Annotated in this window: 15 protein-coding genes and 1 riboswitch; of the genes, 10 read left to right on the forward strand and 5 right to left on the reverse strand. The window is 34.7% G+C overall.

Translation table 11 applies throughout. From position 1 onward, the window contains the following. Positions 1-19: 19 nt before the first annotated feature. The 3 genes from KGI01_RS00370 to KGI01_RS00380 form a co-directional block, all read right to left on the reverse strand. Complete coding sequence (locus KGI01_RS00370; protein ID WP_141272349.1) at positions 20-1,147, reverse strand: SpoIIE family protein phosphatase; 1,128 nt, start codon at positions 1,145-1,147, stop codon at positions 20-22. Between the two features lie 85 nt (positions 1,148-1,232). Continuing rightward, on the reverse strand, positions 1,233-1,991 hold the full coding sequence (pgeF, locus tag KGI01_RS00375; RefSeq protein ID WP_141272351.1) for a peptidoglycan editing factor PgeF: 759 nt from the start codon (positions 1,989-1,991) through the stop codon (positions 1,233-1,235). Positions 1,992-2,127: 136 nt separating this feature from the next. Continuing rightward, a complete protein-coding gene (locus tag KGI01_RS00380; RefSeq protein ID WP_141272353.1) occupies positions 2,128-3,318 on the reverse strand; it encodes a coenzyme F420-0:L-glutamate ligase in 1,191 nt (396 codons plus the stop codon). Positions 3,319-3,428: 110 nt separating this feature from the next. On the opposite strand from KGI01_RS00380, the gene KGI01_RS00385 reads away from it, so the two are divergent. The 7 genes from KGI01_RS00385 (at position 3,429) to KGI01_RS00415 (ending at position 9,721) form a co-directional block, all read left to right on the forward strand. After that, positions 3,429-4,310, forward strand: a complete 882-nt coding sequence (locus KGI01_RS00385; RefSeq protein WP_068457080.1) for a LysR family transcriptional regulator — start codon at positions 3,429-3,431, stop codon at positions 4,308-4,310. A gap of 20 nt (positions 4,311-4,330) precedes the next feature. Then, entirely contained in the window at positions 4,331-5,773 is a 1,443-nt protein-coding gene (locus KGI01_RS00390; protein WP_373863101.1) for a DEAD/DEAH box helicase, read from the forward strand. Positions 5,774-6,011: 238 nt separating this feature from the next. Further along, positions 6,012-6,977, forward strand: a complete 966-nt coding sequence (locus KGI01_RS00395) for an ABC transporter substrate-binding protein (RefSeq protein ID WP_141272357.1) — start codon at positions 6,012-6,014, stop codon at positions 6,975-6,977. 9 nt (positions 6,978-6,986) lie between these two features. Continuing rightward, a complete protein-coding gene (locus tag KGI01_RS00400) occupies positions 6,987-7,973 on the forward strand; it encodes a FecCD family ABC transporter permease (RefSeq protein ID WP_121176091.1) in 987 nt (328 codons plus the stop codon). A 2-nt stretch (positions 7,974-7,975) separates the two neighbouring features. Continuing rightward, positions 7,976-8,761 (forward strand): ABC transporter ATP-binding protein, encoded by a 786-nt coding sequence (locus tag KGI01_RS00405; RefSeq protein WP_087682001.1) that lies wholly within the window; start codon positions 7,976-7,978, stop codon positions 8,759-8,761. A 4-nt stretch (positions 8,762-8,765) separates the two neighbouring features. Continuing rightward, the gene (locus KGI01_RS00410) at positions 8,766-9,260 is read left to right on the forward strand and encodes a HugZ family pyridoxamine 5'-phosphate oxidase (RefSeq protein ID WP_121176089.1); all 495 of its coding nucleotides are present in this window, start codon (positions 8,766-8,768) and stop codon (positions 9,258-9,260) included. 110 nt (positions 9,261-9,370) lie between these two features. Next, positions 9,371-9,721, forward strand: coding sequence for a hypothetical protein (locus KGI01_RS00415; protein ID WP_068457098.1), 351 nt, complete (start codon positions 9,371-9,373; stop codon positions 9,719-9,721). Positions 9,722-9,857: 136 nt separating this feature from the next. On the opposite strand, the gene KGI01_RS00420 is transcribed toward KGI01_RS00415, so the two are convergent. Continuing rightward, complete coding sequence (locus tag KGI01_RS00420) at positions 9,858-11,816, reverse strand: methyl-accepting chemotaxis protein (RefSeq protein ID WP_141272359.1); 1,959 nt, start codon at positions 11,814-11,816, stop codon at positions 9,858-9,860. A 280-nt stretch (positions 11,817-12,096) separates the two neighbouring features. Continuing rightward, positions 12,097-13,080, reverse strand: coding sequence for a GMP reductase (gene guaC, locus KGI01_RS00425; protein ID WP_141272361.1), 984 nt, complete (start codon positions 13,078-13,080; stop codon positions 12,097-12,099). Between the two features lie 342 nt (positions 13,081-13,422). Between guaC and KGI01_RS00430 the strand changes: the two genes are divergently transcribed. The 3 genes from KGI01_RS00430 (at position 13,423) to KGI01_RS00440 (ending at position 17,002) form a co-directional block, all read left to right on the forward strand. Then, complete coding sequence (locus tag KGI01_RS00430) at positions 13,423-14,862, forward strand: hypothetical protein (RefSeq protein WP_141272363.1); 1,440 nt, start codon at positions 13,423-13,425, stop codon at positions 14,860-14,862. Positions 14,863-14,990: 128 nt separating this feature from the next. Continuing rightward, a riboswitch (Lysine riboswitch) is annotated at positions 14,991-15,177 on the forward strand. Between the two features lie 120 nt (positions 15,178-15,297). Continuing rightward, positions 15,298-16,149, forward strand: coding sequence for a transporter substrate-binding domain-containing protein (locus tag KGI01_RS00435; RefSeq protein ID WP_141272365.1), 852 nt, complete (start codon positions 15,298-15,300; stop codon positions 16,147-16,149). Between the two features lie 64 nt (positions 16,150-16,213). After that, a complete protein-coding gene (locus KGI01_RS00440) occupies positions 16,214-17,002 on the forward strand; it encodes an amino acid ABC transporter permease (protein ID WP_141272367.1) in 789 nt (262 codons plus the stop codon). Positions 17,003-17,006 lie beyond the last annotated feature (4 nt).

Genomic DNA, 17,006 nt, shown 5'->3' on the forward strand with positions numbered 1-17,006 from the left:
ATCATAATGCATCTCTTTTTTATCCTTGAATTAAAATCACACACATATCATCTGTTTGATTAAGTTGTTGGTCAGGTGGAAGTAGTTCGTCTATTACGGTATTTGGACAAATCCAATGGTGTGAACAATGTGCTTTAATTTTTTCTTCCGCAATATATTCATCTGCATGAATTGCTTCTAATACACCGTCTGTAAATAACACAATTTGAAAATTATTTTCATAATGAACTTTATCTTTAATAGCACATAACTTATCAAAAAAACCAACAGCCATTGTGTTAGATGATAGTGGTTGAACGGTTTTTTCATCTAATGTAAGGTAACCTGCTGGATGACCTGCGTTAATGTATTCAATCGTTTTTTCTTTTGTATCAATTACTAAGTAAATTCCTGTGAAATAGTAAGGTATACCATTATCAGTTTCACTATGTAAAATCGACATATAGCGGTTTAGTTCTGTCATAACAGCTACAGGCTCAACAATATTGTTAATTGTTTCACGGAGAACAGAAGATATATACATACAAATAAGTGAAGATGAAATCCCATGCCCCATCATATCAAGTAAGATAATCGCGTAACGATTTTCGTCTAGTCGATACCAATAATACAAATCCCCTGAAAGGTTGGAAGAAGGGCAATAAGATACATCGATTTTTAATTGTTCATTCTCAAATGGTGTACTTAATAAATTCTGTTGTACTTTGGAAGCAAGGTTTAATTCAACTTGAATTTTTTTATCATGTTCTGTATGCCAATCTAATTCTTTTTTAAGCCGTAATGCTACGCGAATACGCGCGAGTAATTCAGTTTTGTTAAGTGGTTTTGAAATATAGTCACTGCCACCTATATCCAGTGCTTCGACTAATTTCTTTTTATCTTCTAATGCGGTAACGAATATAATCTGAACATTTTTAGCGTGATTCATGGCTTTGATTTGCCTACAAGCTTCTAAACCATCCATCTCTGGCATCATAATGTCGAGTAAAATTAAATCGACATTTTTAGCATGTGCAGGTGTACGCATATAAGTTAGTAAATCTTTTGAAGAATTAAGTGGAATACAATCTTCATATCCCGAACTTTTTAATAGTTTTTCTAATGTGAATAGATTAATTAAATTGTCATCAACTAATAAAATACTCATAGATTATACGACCTCTCACTTAAATAATACATATATTATACTAAATTTCCAAAAAATACTAAAAATAAAACAACACATAAATGCATTACCTTCTATAAATAAAAGTTAAATGTCGTCCATCTTGCTTACATTGTCGATAAGAAAAGCCTTCAATCGAATCAAATGTACATGTAGAATCTATTTGTATATTATCACTTGGTACACCTGATAATTCAAATTGTGTTTTTACAACGAGTTGGTTATCAATATGATATTTGGAAGTACCTTCATTAAAATAGATAAAATCATTCGCATAGCCTAAAGCTTTAAAACGAATATATACATCTTCGTCTACTTCGAAATGCTGTTGGCTGAGTGCTGTACCAATATGAACTTGTAAATTTTCAGCGTTAAGTCGTTCTCGATTTTTCAGGAAATCCATTACACGTAAACTAATTTCTTTTACAGTACCTTGCCACCCTGAATGAATCACACCAATCAACCCAGATGTAGGGTCATAAAATGTTACAGGAACGCAATCGGCTGTAAAAGTACACAAAACCAAGTCTTTTTCAAATGTGTATAAAGCATCTGTGTTTGGAATGGCAGTATCTGCATCTGTAGAACCACGACCTAAATCATCTCTTGTTACTTTATATAAGTTAGCACTATGTGTTTGGTTTGCGCAAATTAGTTGCTCTAATTCCACCCCTAGTTCGTCAGCTAAAGCACGTCGATTATTTAGAACGGCTGTAGCTTCTTGGCAACAATGCAGTGCTAGATTATAGGCTTCTGGTTCAGTTTCATCTTTTAACGTAATACCTGATACGATTTCGTCATCTTGACAAATATATTGGATTTTCATGTAATCACCCCTTTTAAATTACTGTATGATATTTAAGTCCGAAAATCAAAAGACAGGGTTTTAGACTATTTATACTCTACGCCAATTTATAAAAAAAGAGTCTAGGGATTTCCCCTAGACTCTCATAAATAAATGATTATTTTGTGTAATTATCGAAGTAACCTTGGATGTAAATCATTGGTGTTCCTTTATCACCAGAACCCGAAGTTAAATCTGATAGAGAACCGATTAAATCAGTTAAACGACGAGGTGTAGTACCTTGGGCAGCCATATTACCTGTTAAATCTTCATCTTTATTATTGATGTAGTTTTTAATTGCAGCATCTAATTCATCACCGCGTAGATCAGCGAAATCATTATCAGCTAAATATTTTAATTTTACTTCGTTCGGTGTACCATCAAGACCTGCTGTGTAGGCTGGTGATACAACAGGATCGGCTAGTTCCCAAATTTGACCTACAGGATCTTTGAAAGCACCGTCTCCGTAAACCATTACTTCAACTGTCTTACCTGTTTTTTCTTTTAATGTTGCTTGGATACCATCAACGATTGGTTGGCAGTTACGTGGGAATAATTTTACGCTATCTTCTGTTGATTTGTTTGAACCTAGAAGACCGTATGCTTCGTTGAATCCACTACCGTTTACTGATTGATTTAAAATATCGTCAAGTGAGTAAACTTTTTCTGCACCTGCAGTTTTTAAAATACGTTTTGTACGTTGACGTGAGTGGATATCACAAGTTAAAACGTTCTTTGTATAGTCTAAGATTGCTTTTGGATTGTTAGAGAAAATAACCTCCACCTCAACACCATATTCTTGAACCAATGATTTATAGTACTCAATATAATCAACACCAGTGAATGGGTGTGTGTTTGCGCCGAAGTGTTCACGAAATTCTGTTTCTGAAAGTGTATCAGTCCAAGGGTTCACACCTTTTTCATCTAATGCATCTAGGCTTACTAAGTGGTTACCTACTTCATCTGATGGGTAGCTTAACATTAAAACAGCTTTTTTAATGCCTTTTGCGATACCACGTAAGCAAATTGCAAAACGATTACGACTTAGAATTGGGAAGATAATACCAACTGTGTCATCTCCAAATTTTGCTGATACATCTTCAGCGATTGCGTCAACTGAAGCATAGTTACCTTGTGCACGTGCAACAACTGATTCTGTTACAGTTACAACATCGCGATCTTGAATTTCAAAACCTTCTACTTCTGATGCAGTTAATACAGCATCTACAACGATTTGTGCGATATCGTCACCTTCATTAATAATCGGACCACGAAGTCCACGTACAACAGTTCCTACTACTCGTTCCAAAATAATCTCTCCTCAATAATTATGTATTATATATGATATAAATAACTATACTTTGCTTCTATATATAAGTAAAATTAATATAAGAAATAGCACGTATAAGGAGAGGTTATATGGTTGTCAAACTAGACTACTATCGCATATTTTCACATGTGGGTCGTGCAGAGAGTTTTTCAAAAGCAGCCAAAACTTTATATATGACACAACCTGCCATTAGTCAGGCCATTTCTCAATTGGAGCGCGAATTGAATTGTCGTTTATTTAATCGCACACCAAAGGGCGTTACACTAACAAGTGAAGGCGAGATTTTATATGCGCATATTAAATCAGCACTTGCTTTAATTGAAGTGGGCGAAAATAAATTGTTAGAATTAAAATATTTAACAGTGGGAGAACTAAAAATAGGAGTAAGTGATACGATTTCTAAGCATTATCTCTTACCTTATTTAGAAGATTTTCGAAATCGTTATCCGAATATCCATTTTAAAATGGTGAATGGTACAACGATTGAGTTAACACAACAAGTAAAGTCTGGTGCTGTTGATTTAGCAGTGTGTAACTTACCCATTCATGAAGAACAACTTGCAGTTACAGCACTAAAAGAAATTCATGATATTTTTGTCTGTGGGGAGAAATACAAACCACTTATAAAATATCCACTAAAGCTCGAACAACTAAAAAATTTACCACTCATTATGCTTGAGCGCTCAGCAAATTCGCGAAAATATGTAGAGAACTTTTTAAAAGTACAGGGAACCCTGATTGAACCAGAACTCGAACTTGGTTCACACGATTTACTCGTGGAATTTGCTAAGAGTAATTTAGGAATTGCCTGTGTAACAAAAGAGTTTGCACTCGAAGAGTTAGAGAGAGGTCGTTTATTTGAGATGACACTTGAACATGATATTCCACCACGTTCTATCGGTGTTTGTCATTTGAAGAATGTTCCTCTAACTCCTGCTTCCACACGTTTTTTCGAAATGCTTGTTAAATAATGAGTAAGAGAGGAATTTACATGCATTCATTTTCACATTATATTCAAGATTCAAAAGTTTTACAGGCCATTGAGGATTTAGGTTATAAAAAACCAACACCGATTCAAGAGAAAGTGCTACCAATTGTACAATCAAAACAAGATGTCATCGCAAAGTCTAAAACAGGTAGCGGAAAAACAGCTGCTTTTGCAATTCCACTTATTGAACAGATGAATTGGGAGGAGAATAAACCGCAAGTACTTGTGCTTGTTCCCACGCGTGAATTAGCTGTACAAGTAAAAGAGGATTTTACAAATATCGGTCGTTATAAACGTATTAAAGCAGTATCTGTATATGGTCGCCAACCAATTCGATTCCAAATGACCGCACTTCGACAAAAAACACATATTGTTATTGGAACACCGGGGCGTATTATGGATCATATTGAGCGCGGAACACTTTATTTAGATCAACTTACAACACTTGTTATTGACGAAGCAGATGAATTATTGCACATGGGATTCATCGATCAAGTTGAAAAAATCATTAGGAAGTTACCAACAAAGCGTCAAACACTACTTTTCTCTGCAACATATGCAGATGAGATTAAATGTTTAGCAGAGAAATATATGAAAACACCTGTCTTTATTGAACATGAAGCGAAAGAGCAAGAGAAAACGACGATTCGTCAACAACGTATTCAAGTGAAAGCAGAAGATAAAATGCGTGTGTTACGTGATGTCACAGTCGTCCAAAATCCAGATAGTTGTATCATCTTTTGTAATACGAAAGAGCAAGTACGTTCTGTATGTGACCAATTAGAAAAAGCACACTATAGTGTGGACATGCTACATGGTGGAATGACACAAGATGACCGATTAGCTGTCATGAAAGACTTTAGAAAAGGCGACTTCCGTTACTTAGTTGCAACAGATGTCGCAGCACGTGGTATTGATATTGAAGGAATCTCACTTGTAGTTCAATATGATGTACCATTTGAAAAAGAGAGTTATGTCCATCGTATGGGACGTACAGGACGCGCAGGTCAACAAGGTACAGCGATTCTATTATCTAGTCCGAATGAAAAGCGTTACGTACAAGAGATTGAAGAGTATATTGAGAAAACCATTCCAGTTGAAAAAGCACCGACTACTGAAGAAGTAGCTGAAAACCAAGCTGCCTTTGAAGAAAAGATGAATACACGACCAGAACGTAAAGTGATGAAAAGTGAGCAATTGAATGCACACATTACGAAATTATACTTTAATGGTGGTAAAAAGAAGAAAATTCGCGCAGTTGATTTTGTAGGAACCATTGCAAAAATTGACGGTGTGACAGCCGATGATATTGGCATTATTACAATTGAAGATGCATGTAGTTTTGTTGAGATTTTAAATGGCAAAGGAACACTCGTTTTAAAAGAAATGCAAAATCGTACAGTTAAAAATAAAAAATTAAAAGTACACGTTGCGAAAAAAGCATAATTTACACATCATTCATTCCGTATTGATTACGTGGATGAATGATTTTTTTATGTGATTTTGCATATGTGAGGAAAAATAGGATACAGTAGGCAATTGCTATATGAAAAAAAGCATGTAGAAACGCTGAATTCATAGATTTTTAGAAAAAAAACGAGAGTTGTCAGTGTGAAAATGGTTTGTTATATTGCTTATTGATAATGATAATTATTTTCAATTAAAATAAATGGAGGAAATAAAAATGAAAAAAGGTTTATATAGTGCATTACTTTTATCAACAGCATTATTACTTGGTGCATGTGGTAATGAAGAAGATACAAGTTCAGGTTCAAAAGTAGCACAAACAACAAAAGATCAAACAGCTGCAGCCAATTCTGCACAAACAAATGAAGCAGTGGATAAATTGGTTCAAGTATTTCCACAAAAGGAGATGAAAAATGTTGTAACGACATCGGTTACGCTTGCCGAAATGTTACATATTCTTGATGTAACACCTATTGGTCTTCCTACAACAACACATCAGCTTCCAAAAGAGTTTGAAACGATTGAAAAAGTAGGTTCTCCTGTTGAACCAGACATTGAAAAGATTGTTAGTTTAAAACCGGATATAGTAATCGGTCCGATTTCAGTACATACAAGTTTAGAGAAGAAATTAAAGCAAACTAATGTTGCATCAGCTTATCTACCAACTGATTCGTATGAAGATTTAAAGAATGATTTAACAGCACTCTCAATTGTTCTTAAAAAAGAACAGCTCGCAACAAGTTATTTAAATGAACTTGAGAAAAAAGAACAAAAAATAATCCAATCTTTAGATGTAAAAGATCGAAAAGTTATGATTCTTTTTGGAACAGGTGAATCATTCATGCTCATGAATACAAACACATATGTTGGCAGCCTCGTAAATACGATGGGTGCACAAAATATGATTACAAAGGTAAGTAAATCAAAAGAAGCCTACGTACCACTTAGTATGGAAAATGTTGTTGCAACAAATCCGGATGTTATCTTACTTGTATCACATGGAGATGCGACAGTCGCTTTAAAACAATTTAAAGATGAAGTAAAAAAGAATGGTGCATGGAATCAGCTGACAGCATTTAAAGAAGATCGTGTGCAGGCGCTAGATTATAGTGTTTTTGGTTACGCTTCAATTGAAAAAGCACCCCAAGCACTCGAAGAACTACAAAAGATTTTAGCAAAGTAGGTTGGAAGAATGAACATAAAAATAAGTCCATCCACACGCATTGCCTCTACTAGTATTTTGTTGCTCATTTTTATAGTCATTTCAATTGGCATGGGAAGTGTTTATATTTCGCCTCTTGAAACGATTCAAACTATTTTTACACGAAGTGAGGAAATGGCAACAACGATTATTTGGGATTTACGAATTCCACGTGTTGCAGTGGCAGCGATTGTCGGAGTCAATCTAGCTTTATCAGGAGCATTACTTCAAGCTGTTATGCGAAATCCACTTGCAGACCCAGGCTTAACAGGTGTCTCGAGTGGTGCATCTGTTACCGTTTTAGCTATTATGCTCGTATTTCCAAACTTTACGTCTTTCGTTCCCATTGCAGCCATGATTGGTGGGACCATTGCAGTGGCGATTGTTTATGCCCTTGCATGGAAAAAGAATACGATTTCACCTGTTCGTATTATTTTAGCTGGTGTTGCAGTTAATGCGATTTTCGGAGGGATTACAGGACTACTTTCGATTTTATATAGTGACCGTCTACCTGCTGCTTTGCAGTGGATGAATGGTAGCCTCGGTGGTAAAGGTATGGGGGATGTAGCAGTTCTGTTACCGTATTCCATGATTGGTTGGGTTCTTGCATTATTTTGTATTCGTTCTGCTAATTTACTGTCACTGGGTGAAAAAGTAGCTAGTAATTTAGGAGAAAATACAAACCGCATTCGAATTTTATTATCTTTAGTTGCCGTATACCTTGCAGCTGTCTCAGTATCTATTGTCGGTCTACTCGGTTTTGTTGGATTAGTTGTACCCCATATGGCTCGTTTAATTGTCGGTACGAATTATCGTTTTGTTATCCCGATGAGTATGGTACTTGGAGCAGTTGTTTTAGTGATTGCTGATACAATTGGTCGCACATTATTCGCACCACTCGACTTACCAGCAGGAATCATTATGGCAATGGTAGGTGGACCATACTTCTTATATCTCATGCGAAAAGGAGATGTATAAAGATGCTAAAAGTTGAACATTTACATTTATCAATCAATCAAAACGCCATACTTCATGATATTCAGTTTGAAATAAAAGAAGGGGAGATTGTTTCAATCATTGGTCCGAATGGTTCTGGAAAATCAACCATTCTAAAAGCAATTTCACAAATGATTCCTATTGATGAACAGGTTGTATTTTTACAAGGGGAAGACCTATATCATGTTAGGTCAAAAGAGCGCTCTAAAAGAATGAGTGTTCTTTTTCAGTCGAATGAAGCACCACATGATTTAACTGTACAACAGCTAGTCGAATATGGTCGTACACCACATAAAAAGTGGTTTCAGACATTGAATATAGAAGACGAGGAAATTATTGATTGGGCAATTGAACAAACAGGATTAGAAGATTTTAGACATCGCTTTGTATCCTCTCTTTCAGGTGGAGAAGCACAGCGAGCATGGATTGCGATGTCGCTCGCACAGCGACCTAAAATTCTACTTCTAGACGAACCCACTACTTATTTAGATATCGCACATCAATTACAATTACTCGAACTTATCCATCGTGTGAATCGTGATTTTGGCATGACCATCGTGATGGTTTTACACGATTTAAATCAAGCGAGCCTATATAGTGATCGTGTATGTATGATTCAAAAAGGAAAAATCGTGAAGTATGGAACATCAGAAGAAGTGATGACACGTGAATTAATTCGCCAAGTTTATCATGTGGATTGCGATATTAATGCACACTTTAAACATGGTCGACCAAGAATTCAGTGGATTGGAATTGCAGAAGGAGATTAAACATATGAAAAAAGAAATAGATTTAGCTGAACAGCAGCAAGCATATCAAACATTTTTACAAACACAGAAAACAATCATGATTAGCAGTATAACAGCAGAAGGGACACCTTTAATTAGTTATGCGCCTTATATTTTGAATGAGGGGAAGTTATACATCTATATTAGTCGTATATCAGATCACCACGCTTCTATTCAACAAAGTGAGTGTATTCAAGCTATGTTAATAGCAGATGAAGTGCATTCACCTAATTTATTCGCACGAGAACGATTACGTTTTGTATGTAGACCTCGATTAGTGGAAGAGCATACACATGAAGTAGTTTTTCAACAGTTTGAAGAAAAGTTTAAGAAGCCAATGATTGACCTTTTACGTGGCTTAGATTTTTCACTTTTTGAGTTAACACCATTGGAAGGGCGATATGTAGTTGGTTTTGGAAAAGCTTTTGATGTTAATTTACTTAAGAATACCATCTCACATGTAGTCATCGATAAAAAGTAAGAGAAGCAGACACTTAGACGATAGGTGTCTGTTTTCTTTATTTACATTTCAAAATAATTTTGTTATTATTCTTATAAGATAACTAGGTTATTAAACGGAGGCTGATTAAAATGAATACAAATCACTTTTTTAGAACAACGATGGCAACATCTTATACGGCACGAAAGTTTTTCAAAAAAGTTGTACATGATGCATATTTGCAATTACAACAATGGGATTCAGAAGTTGTATTAGAAGCAGAAGCATGGCGTTTATACACGGTTAAAATACAATATCGTGGACAGTCTTATCAAGTTGCCTTTACTAAAAGTGAAATTGACATTTTACAGCAAGAATCTCCGTATGCACTTGATCAAGCGATTTGGTTACATCTTATTCAGCAAGGTCTAGTCATTCAACCGTTCGAAGGGAATTACTTATCAAAAGTTTTAACTTCTTCAATTCAAAGAAAAATCTCATAAGAGACAGGCTAGGATAAAACATTTCACTTCCCTTTTTTAGCGTTCGCAACGAAAAACTGGAACCGCGCTACAGCGCGATTCCAGTTTTTTTATGCTCATGTGTGATAGTGTTTTTTGCACTTATGTCCTAGTCTGTTTAATTTGGTAATTTAAATTTTTGAATACTTTGTTGTAATTCTTCAGCTAAGTGTTGTAATTCTTGTGCAGTACGTTCCATACTTGCCATTGAAGACAAAGATTCTTCAGTAGAAGCAGATACTTCTTCTAATGCAGCTGCATTTTCAGTTGCTGCATCAATTAATACTTGTGAACTACTTGTCATCGTTGAAATAGTTGCTGCAATTTCTTGTGAAACAGCAGAAACATTTTCCATACGTGGTGTAATACTTTGCATATTTTTAACGATTACATCAAATTTCTCAGCTGTATTTTCAACCACTTTTGTTCCATCTTGCACATGATGAAGAGCAGATTCCATAATTTTCACTGTTTCGCCCGTATCATCTTGAACTGTTTGAATCAATGTTTCAATTTGTCCTGCAGATTGTTGTGAGCTTTCAGCAAGTTTACGAACTTCTTCAGCTACAACAGCAAAACCTTTCCCATGTTCCCCAGCACGTGCTGCTTCAATTGAAGCATTTAATGCAAGTAAATTTGTTTGGTCAGCAATTGAGCGTATCATTTCTAAAATTGAATTGATTTCTTTTGTACGATCATAAAGTGAACGGACTTTTAAATCTGTTTCATTTACAGCCAATTGAATACTTTCCATCTTTTCAACAGTTTCTTGGATTGATTGTCCGCCTTCAAGAGCTTGTTGGTTTGCTGTTTGTGATAATTCAGTTACTTGACTAGTGTCTGAAGCCATATCTTGGATACCATCAGAAACTTCACCAAGAGCTTGGTTAGATTGTGCCATTTGGTTTGTTTGATGTTCATTATTAATCGTTACTTGTTGCAATGCAGAAGTAATTTGCTGTGAGCTTGCCATATTTTCGCTTGTACTTGCAGAAAGTAAGTCAGAAGACTCGCGAATGGTATTAGCATTATCTTTTAAATTAGATATTAAAGCTGTTAAATGAATTTTCATCTTTTCGAATGCTTCAGCTAATTGACCTACTTCATCTTTACCAGAAACCGTAATTTCAGTTGTTAAATCACCTTCACTGATTGTTAAAGCACTATCACGTAATTTTTTAATTGGCGAAATGATTGAACGAATAATGAAGAAAATTAAAATAGCACCTAAAATTAAAGAACCAACAAGAATGTACATGATATTCAGCCATGTTTTACTTGCTTGTGTAGTAGCTTCTGAAATATAAGTTGTACTTACAATTTTCCAATCAGATAAATCATTTGTTTTTAACGATAAAGTTTTATTATTTATATCTTTTGTGTCAGTTTTTTTATTGCTAGATATGATGGATTTTATCTCATCATCTACAGGTTTTCCAAGCTCCTTTGTCGGATGGGTAATATAGTTTCCATGTTGGTCAATAATAGAGATAAAACCCTTCTTGCCGATTTTCACTTCATTCGCTAATTTTTGGAATGAATTAATCGACATATCGATACCGACAACACCCATATCATTCGGTAACTTTTTTGAAATGGTAATAACCAATTTATTATCTAAAGCAGAGATGTAAGGGTCTGAAATTGAATAATCTTGTTCATTTAAAGCCCCTTTATACCACGGACGTTCTATTGGATTATAATCTTTTGGATAAATGTAGTAAGGCATTTGAATCATATCGCCCTTTGCAGACCCAACATACGCAATCTGTACATCATTATGTCCTTCTGCATACTCACTTAAAACTGTTCGTACTTCAGATTTCTTATCCATTTTTAAAGGCAGTTTTGAGATGCGATCTGCTAAATAATCAATATCATCTATTTTACTTTGTAATGTATTTGTGATATTTGCGTTCAGTATATCTGAACTAGAATGCGCATATCCACCTTGCTGTTCAATTACAAGAGATTTGATATTTTGAAATGCTACAGTACTGATAATCATGCTAGGAATGATTAAGATTGCCAAAAATGAAATAATTAGTTTGGTGCGCAAGCGCATATTTTTTAACATTTTCTAATAACCTTCTTTCATAAAATACATATACATTAGTATCGGAACAAAATATGTATTATAAACAAAAATGATGAATTCAAGTTGTAATAAAAGAAAATTAACATTTTATAGTGTGTTTTAGTGAAAAAACTAATATTTTGTATAGGTTAATTAATGATTAAGAGTGTGATAAATATACTAAAAGAAAATTAATAGAATGAAGTCATTAAATATAATTTTGATATAAAAAATCAGCTTACAAAATAATGTAAGCTGATTTATATATTGGTTGATACGATTAGTAAACTTTGTCACCGTTGAAAATTGAGTTTTTAACGATTACATAATCAACTGTACGGATAGCATCTAGTTTTGTGCCGCCAGCGTAAGAAATTGATGATTGAAGATCTTGTTGCATCTCAATTAATGTATCTTTTAAAGCACCTTTGTGCTCCACATACATTTTCTTACCTTCAACATTTTTCTTTTCACCTTTTTGGAATTCAGAAGCTGAGCCGAAGTACTCTTTTACTTTTTTACCATCGACTTCAACTGTTTTACCAGGTGACTCTTCATGACCTGCGAATAATGAACCAATCATAACCATTGAAGCACCAAAACGAATTGATTTTGCGATATCGCCATGTGTACGAATACCACCATCTGCGATAATTGGTTTCGTTGCAGCTTTTGAGCACCAACGTAAAGCAGCTAATTGCCAGCCACCAGTACCAAAGCCTGTTTTGATTTTTGTAATGCATACTTTACCTGGTCCGATTCCTACTTTTGTAGCGTCAGCGCCAGCATTTTCAAGTTCACGAACTGCTTCAGGTGTACCAACATTACCTGCAATTACGAATGCGTTTGGTAATAGACCTTTAATATGTTGAATCATGTTGATGACTGCATTTGAATGACCATGTGCAATATCAATTGTAATGAATTCAGGTGTTAAACCTAAAGCAGCTAATTCTTCTACGAATGTATATTCTTCTGGTTTTACACCTACGCTAATTGATGCGATTAAACCCTTTGATTGCATGTCTTTAATAAAGCCAATACGTTTTTCAGGGTTGAAGCGGTGCATAATGTAGAAGTAACCATCTTCTGCTAATTTTGTAGCAATTGTTTCATCAATGATTGTTTGCATATTTGCAGGGACAACCGGTAATTTAAATTTATGTCCACCGAGCTCGATAGTTGTATCACACTCCGAGCGGCTATTTACGATACACTTTGCTGGTACTAATTGAATGTCTTCATAATCAAATACGTTATCCATTGTGTTAAATACACTCCTAAAAGCGAATATTATTTTTGTTTGGACTATAAATGTTCGTCCTTTGGTAATTTACCTCATTTTCAAAGTCATGTCAAAGGTTTTGTGTATAAATATTTAGAAAATTTTTTGATTTTCACACAAATTGAACAATTTAAGACTTGTAAATGCTCTCATTTTAAGTTATAAAAACGAATAAAATAAGAGGAAGTATGAAACTATCAAGACGAAGTGATAACAATATGATAAAATTAGAATTTAAAGAGTAGTAAAATATATACAGTTATTGATTGCTTTATTCATAGATTGAAATACGGAAAGAGCAAGTGAGAAAGGAAGTTAGTCATGCGACAATTAGAAATAGAATTACGTGAACTTTTAATTGGTGCACCACCGATTAAAATTATGACAGAAGAAGAAATGGAAGAATTCGGAGAGATTGTAGATGCACATCGCGAAATCTCTTATGGACAAGTTGAAGTGTCAGATGAAGGGAAAATTACATCATTAATTATTGATTTAGAAGCCATTTTAGAAAATAATGATGTATCTTTAGATGAATATGAAGAACTATCAGCTGAAGATTTAAAAGAGATTGCTCAAGATTTTGTAGATGAATATGGTCAAAAGAATTTACAGTTAACTTCTTTTTCTGAATGGGGCGATCAGACGTTTTTACTAACGTTTGAGGCAATGGATGTGCAGTATCAAATCCCACTACCTAATTCAGGTGCAACAATTGAGATGAATAAACAAGGTTTTGTATTATCCGCAACATTCAATCAATCTTATTATCAATTAACACATCCGAAACTTACAGTCGATGCAGATGTGGCATTGATGATTTATAAAAATAGAATGTTAGTTGAATTAGCTGCTTTCCAACAAGAAGATGAAATTCGATTAATGTACTATCCTAAAAATTTAAATGAAGTAGTTGGCGCAAACGGAGATATTATTTCATTAAATCAATTTTTAGAAAATGGTCCTGTTGAATTAGAAAAAGTTCCACCTGTTATGGAAATGTATGATGAAGCAATTTTGTTAGGTATTACACCGGATATGAATAAAATTGAAGAAGAAAATACAGTTACATATGAACAATCTGATCAACATTATGTTAAATTCGATATGTCTGATGAACATCAATTGATTATTGATTCTACTCTGCCATTCAAAGAAGGGGAAGAATATACACTAGATGAACTTCGTAAACGTGCAATTGCCTTTTTAGAATCCAAAGTAGGCAATGTGTCTGAACATTATTTATTAGAAGATGCATTTGTTGAAGAGGATTTAGAAGATGATGAAGATGATGATTTAACAGAAGAGGAAATTGAGATGTTAAAAGCTCTATCAGCAGAAGATGGTGAGGATGAAGAGGAAGATGACGAAGATGATTCTTATGCTTTCGAACCATTTGTGACTTTTACATTCCACCGTTATATTAATGGCATTCCACTAAGTGAATATACAGCAAATATTGATATGGGTATTTATTCAGGTCGTGTAACAGATGCAGTGATTCCAATGTTAAAAGAAGAGCATATTGAGAGTATGTCAATGGAACCTACAATTACATTAGAAGAAGCAAATGAAATCTATAAAGACTCCATTAAAATGGAATTAGCACGTGTTCCATACGAAGATGAAGAATTTACAAAATATGAATTATGCTATGTTGTAAAAGAAAAAGAAGTGGGACAACGCATTGAAAGAATTGATGCAGAGAATGGAAATATTTTTTATTATGATCAATTAGATGATATTGAATACGAAGAATAAATACATGAATTTTTATTTTTAAATAAAAAATTTATATTTTTCTTTTTTTCAGTATATTGACATAAAATAGTCTATAAAGTAGACTATTGTTAATTATAACAAACGAATATGACCTCACATTGACACAATTGTGAGGTAGAGGCGCGATATTTATTAGTAAGTAGCGGAGTACGAGAATACAAAGATGCTACTTAGAAGGAGATGTCGCCGAAGTGTATGGTGGGTTCTCAACATCATATGCTGGGTCTGCAATTAATAGTTGCAGGACTGTCTTACTTTTTTTACCCGAATAAAGTAAGTTGAGCTATCTCAATTGGGCAATGATGAGGATTTTTAGAAGGACTATACCAAAAGGTCTGGAGAAGTATCTCATCCACCTTTTGTTATAGTCCTTTTCGTTTTCACAATGGGAACATATTTAAAGGAGAGGTACAAATGAAAAAATCATGGGGAATATTTACAGCACTATTACTTATGCTTGTAGTTGCACTAGCAGGATGTAGCTCGGAAGATTCGAAAAAATCGGAATCTTCAGGCGATAAAGAAAAAGAAAAATTTACAGTAGGTATGGAGGCGGGATATGCACCATTCAACTGGACACAAAAAGATGACGCGAACGGCGCTGTAAAAATCGAAGGTAATGCAGAATATGCGGGCGGTTATGATGTACAAATTGCTAAAAAAATCGCAGATAGCTTAGATCGTGAATTAGTGATTGTAAAAACAGAGTGGGATGGTTTAATTCCGGCACTTATTTCAGGGAAAATTGATGCAGTAATTGCAGGGATGTCACCAACAGAGGAACGTAAAAAAACAATTGATTTCTCAGATATTTACTACACTTCAAATCTTGTAATGGTCGTGAAAAAAGGCGGTAAATACGACAATGCTACATCAATTCAAGATTTCAAAGGTGCAAAAGTAACAGGTCAGTTAAATACGTCACACTATACAGTAATTGACCAAATTAATGGTGTACAAAAACAACCTGCTTCAGATAATTTCTCAGCAATGCGTGTAGCACTCGAATCAGGAAAAATTGATGCATACGTATCAGAACGTCCAGAAGGTTTATCAGCTTCAGCAGCAAATGATAAATTTAAAATGATTGAGTTCAAAGACGGTTCAGGTTTCAAAGCTGATAAAGCGGAATTCTCAGTCGCAGTTGGTGTGAAAAAAGGTAGCGAATTAACAGAGCAAGTGAATAAAGCATTAGCAAGTATTTCAGAAGACGAGCGTCAAAAGATTATGGAAACAGAGATTAAAAACCAACCAGCAGCAAAATAGAACGTACGTGGCTACCGACTGTCTTGTTTAGTCGGTAGCTTGTATTTTATAAGGGGAGAGCGAAATGAGTCTAGAATGGCTATTTGAAATTGCTAAAGATAATTGGCAAATGTTTTTACGTGGCGCAGGAATGACGATGTTTATTGCCACCGTCAGTACCATTCTGGGGGCGATTATCGGTTTATTAATTGGGGTAATTGATACGATTCCGAAAACAAAATCAGCATTTAAAATGATTGTATTAAAAGTCATTCGTGTCATCTTACGTGTCTATGTAGAGTTCTTCCGTGGCACACCAATGATGGTACAAGCGATGGTCGTATTCTACGGATTCCCATTGATTATGCAATCAATCAAAGAATCAATCGGAACTGATTTTGGTGTCACAGGTGATATGAATCGTACAGTTGCGGCAGTATTAGTTGTATCCCTGAATACAGGGGCTTACATGGCAGAAATTGTCCGTGGTGGTATTGTCAGCGTAGATAAAGGACAATTCGAAGCGGCACAAGCAATTGGTATGAATCACTGGAAAACGATGATGCATGTCGTATTACCACAAGTTTTACGCAATATTTTACCAGCTACAGGTAACCAATTCGTTATGAATATTAAAGATACATCTGTATTAAATGTAATCGGTGTAACCGAGTTATACTTCGTCACAAAGTCAATTGCAGGTGCGAACTTTAGATACTTTGAATCATTCTTCGTAGCATGTTTAATCTATCTAGTCTTAACGATTGTTGTGACACAGATTCTACGATTCTTTGAACGTAAATTAGGTGGCACAGCCAACTATCAAATGTTAGATATTCCGCAGCCTAGAAGAGCTGAAGGACCAATGAAGTAGGGAG

It is taken from the genome of Kurthia gibsonii, from assembly GCF_006539985.1.
In the GTDB taxonomy this organism is placed as follows: domain Bacteria; phylum Bacillota; class Bacilli; order Bacillales_A; family Planococcaceae; genus Kurthia; species Kurthia gibsonii.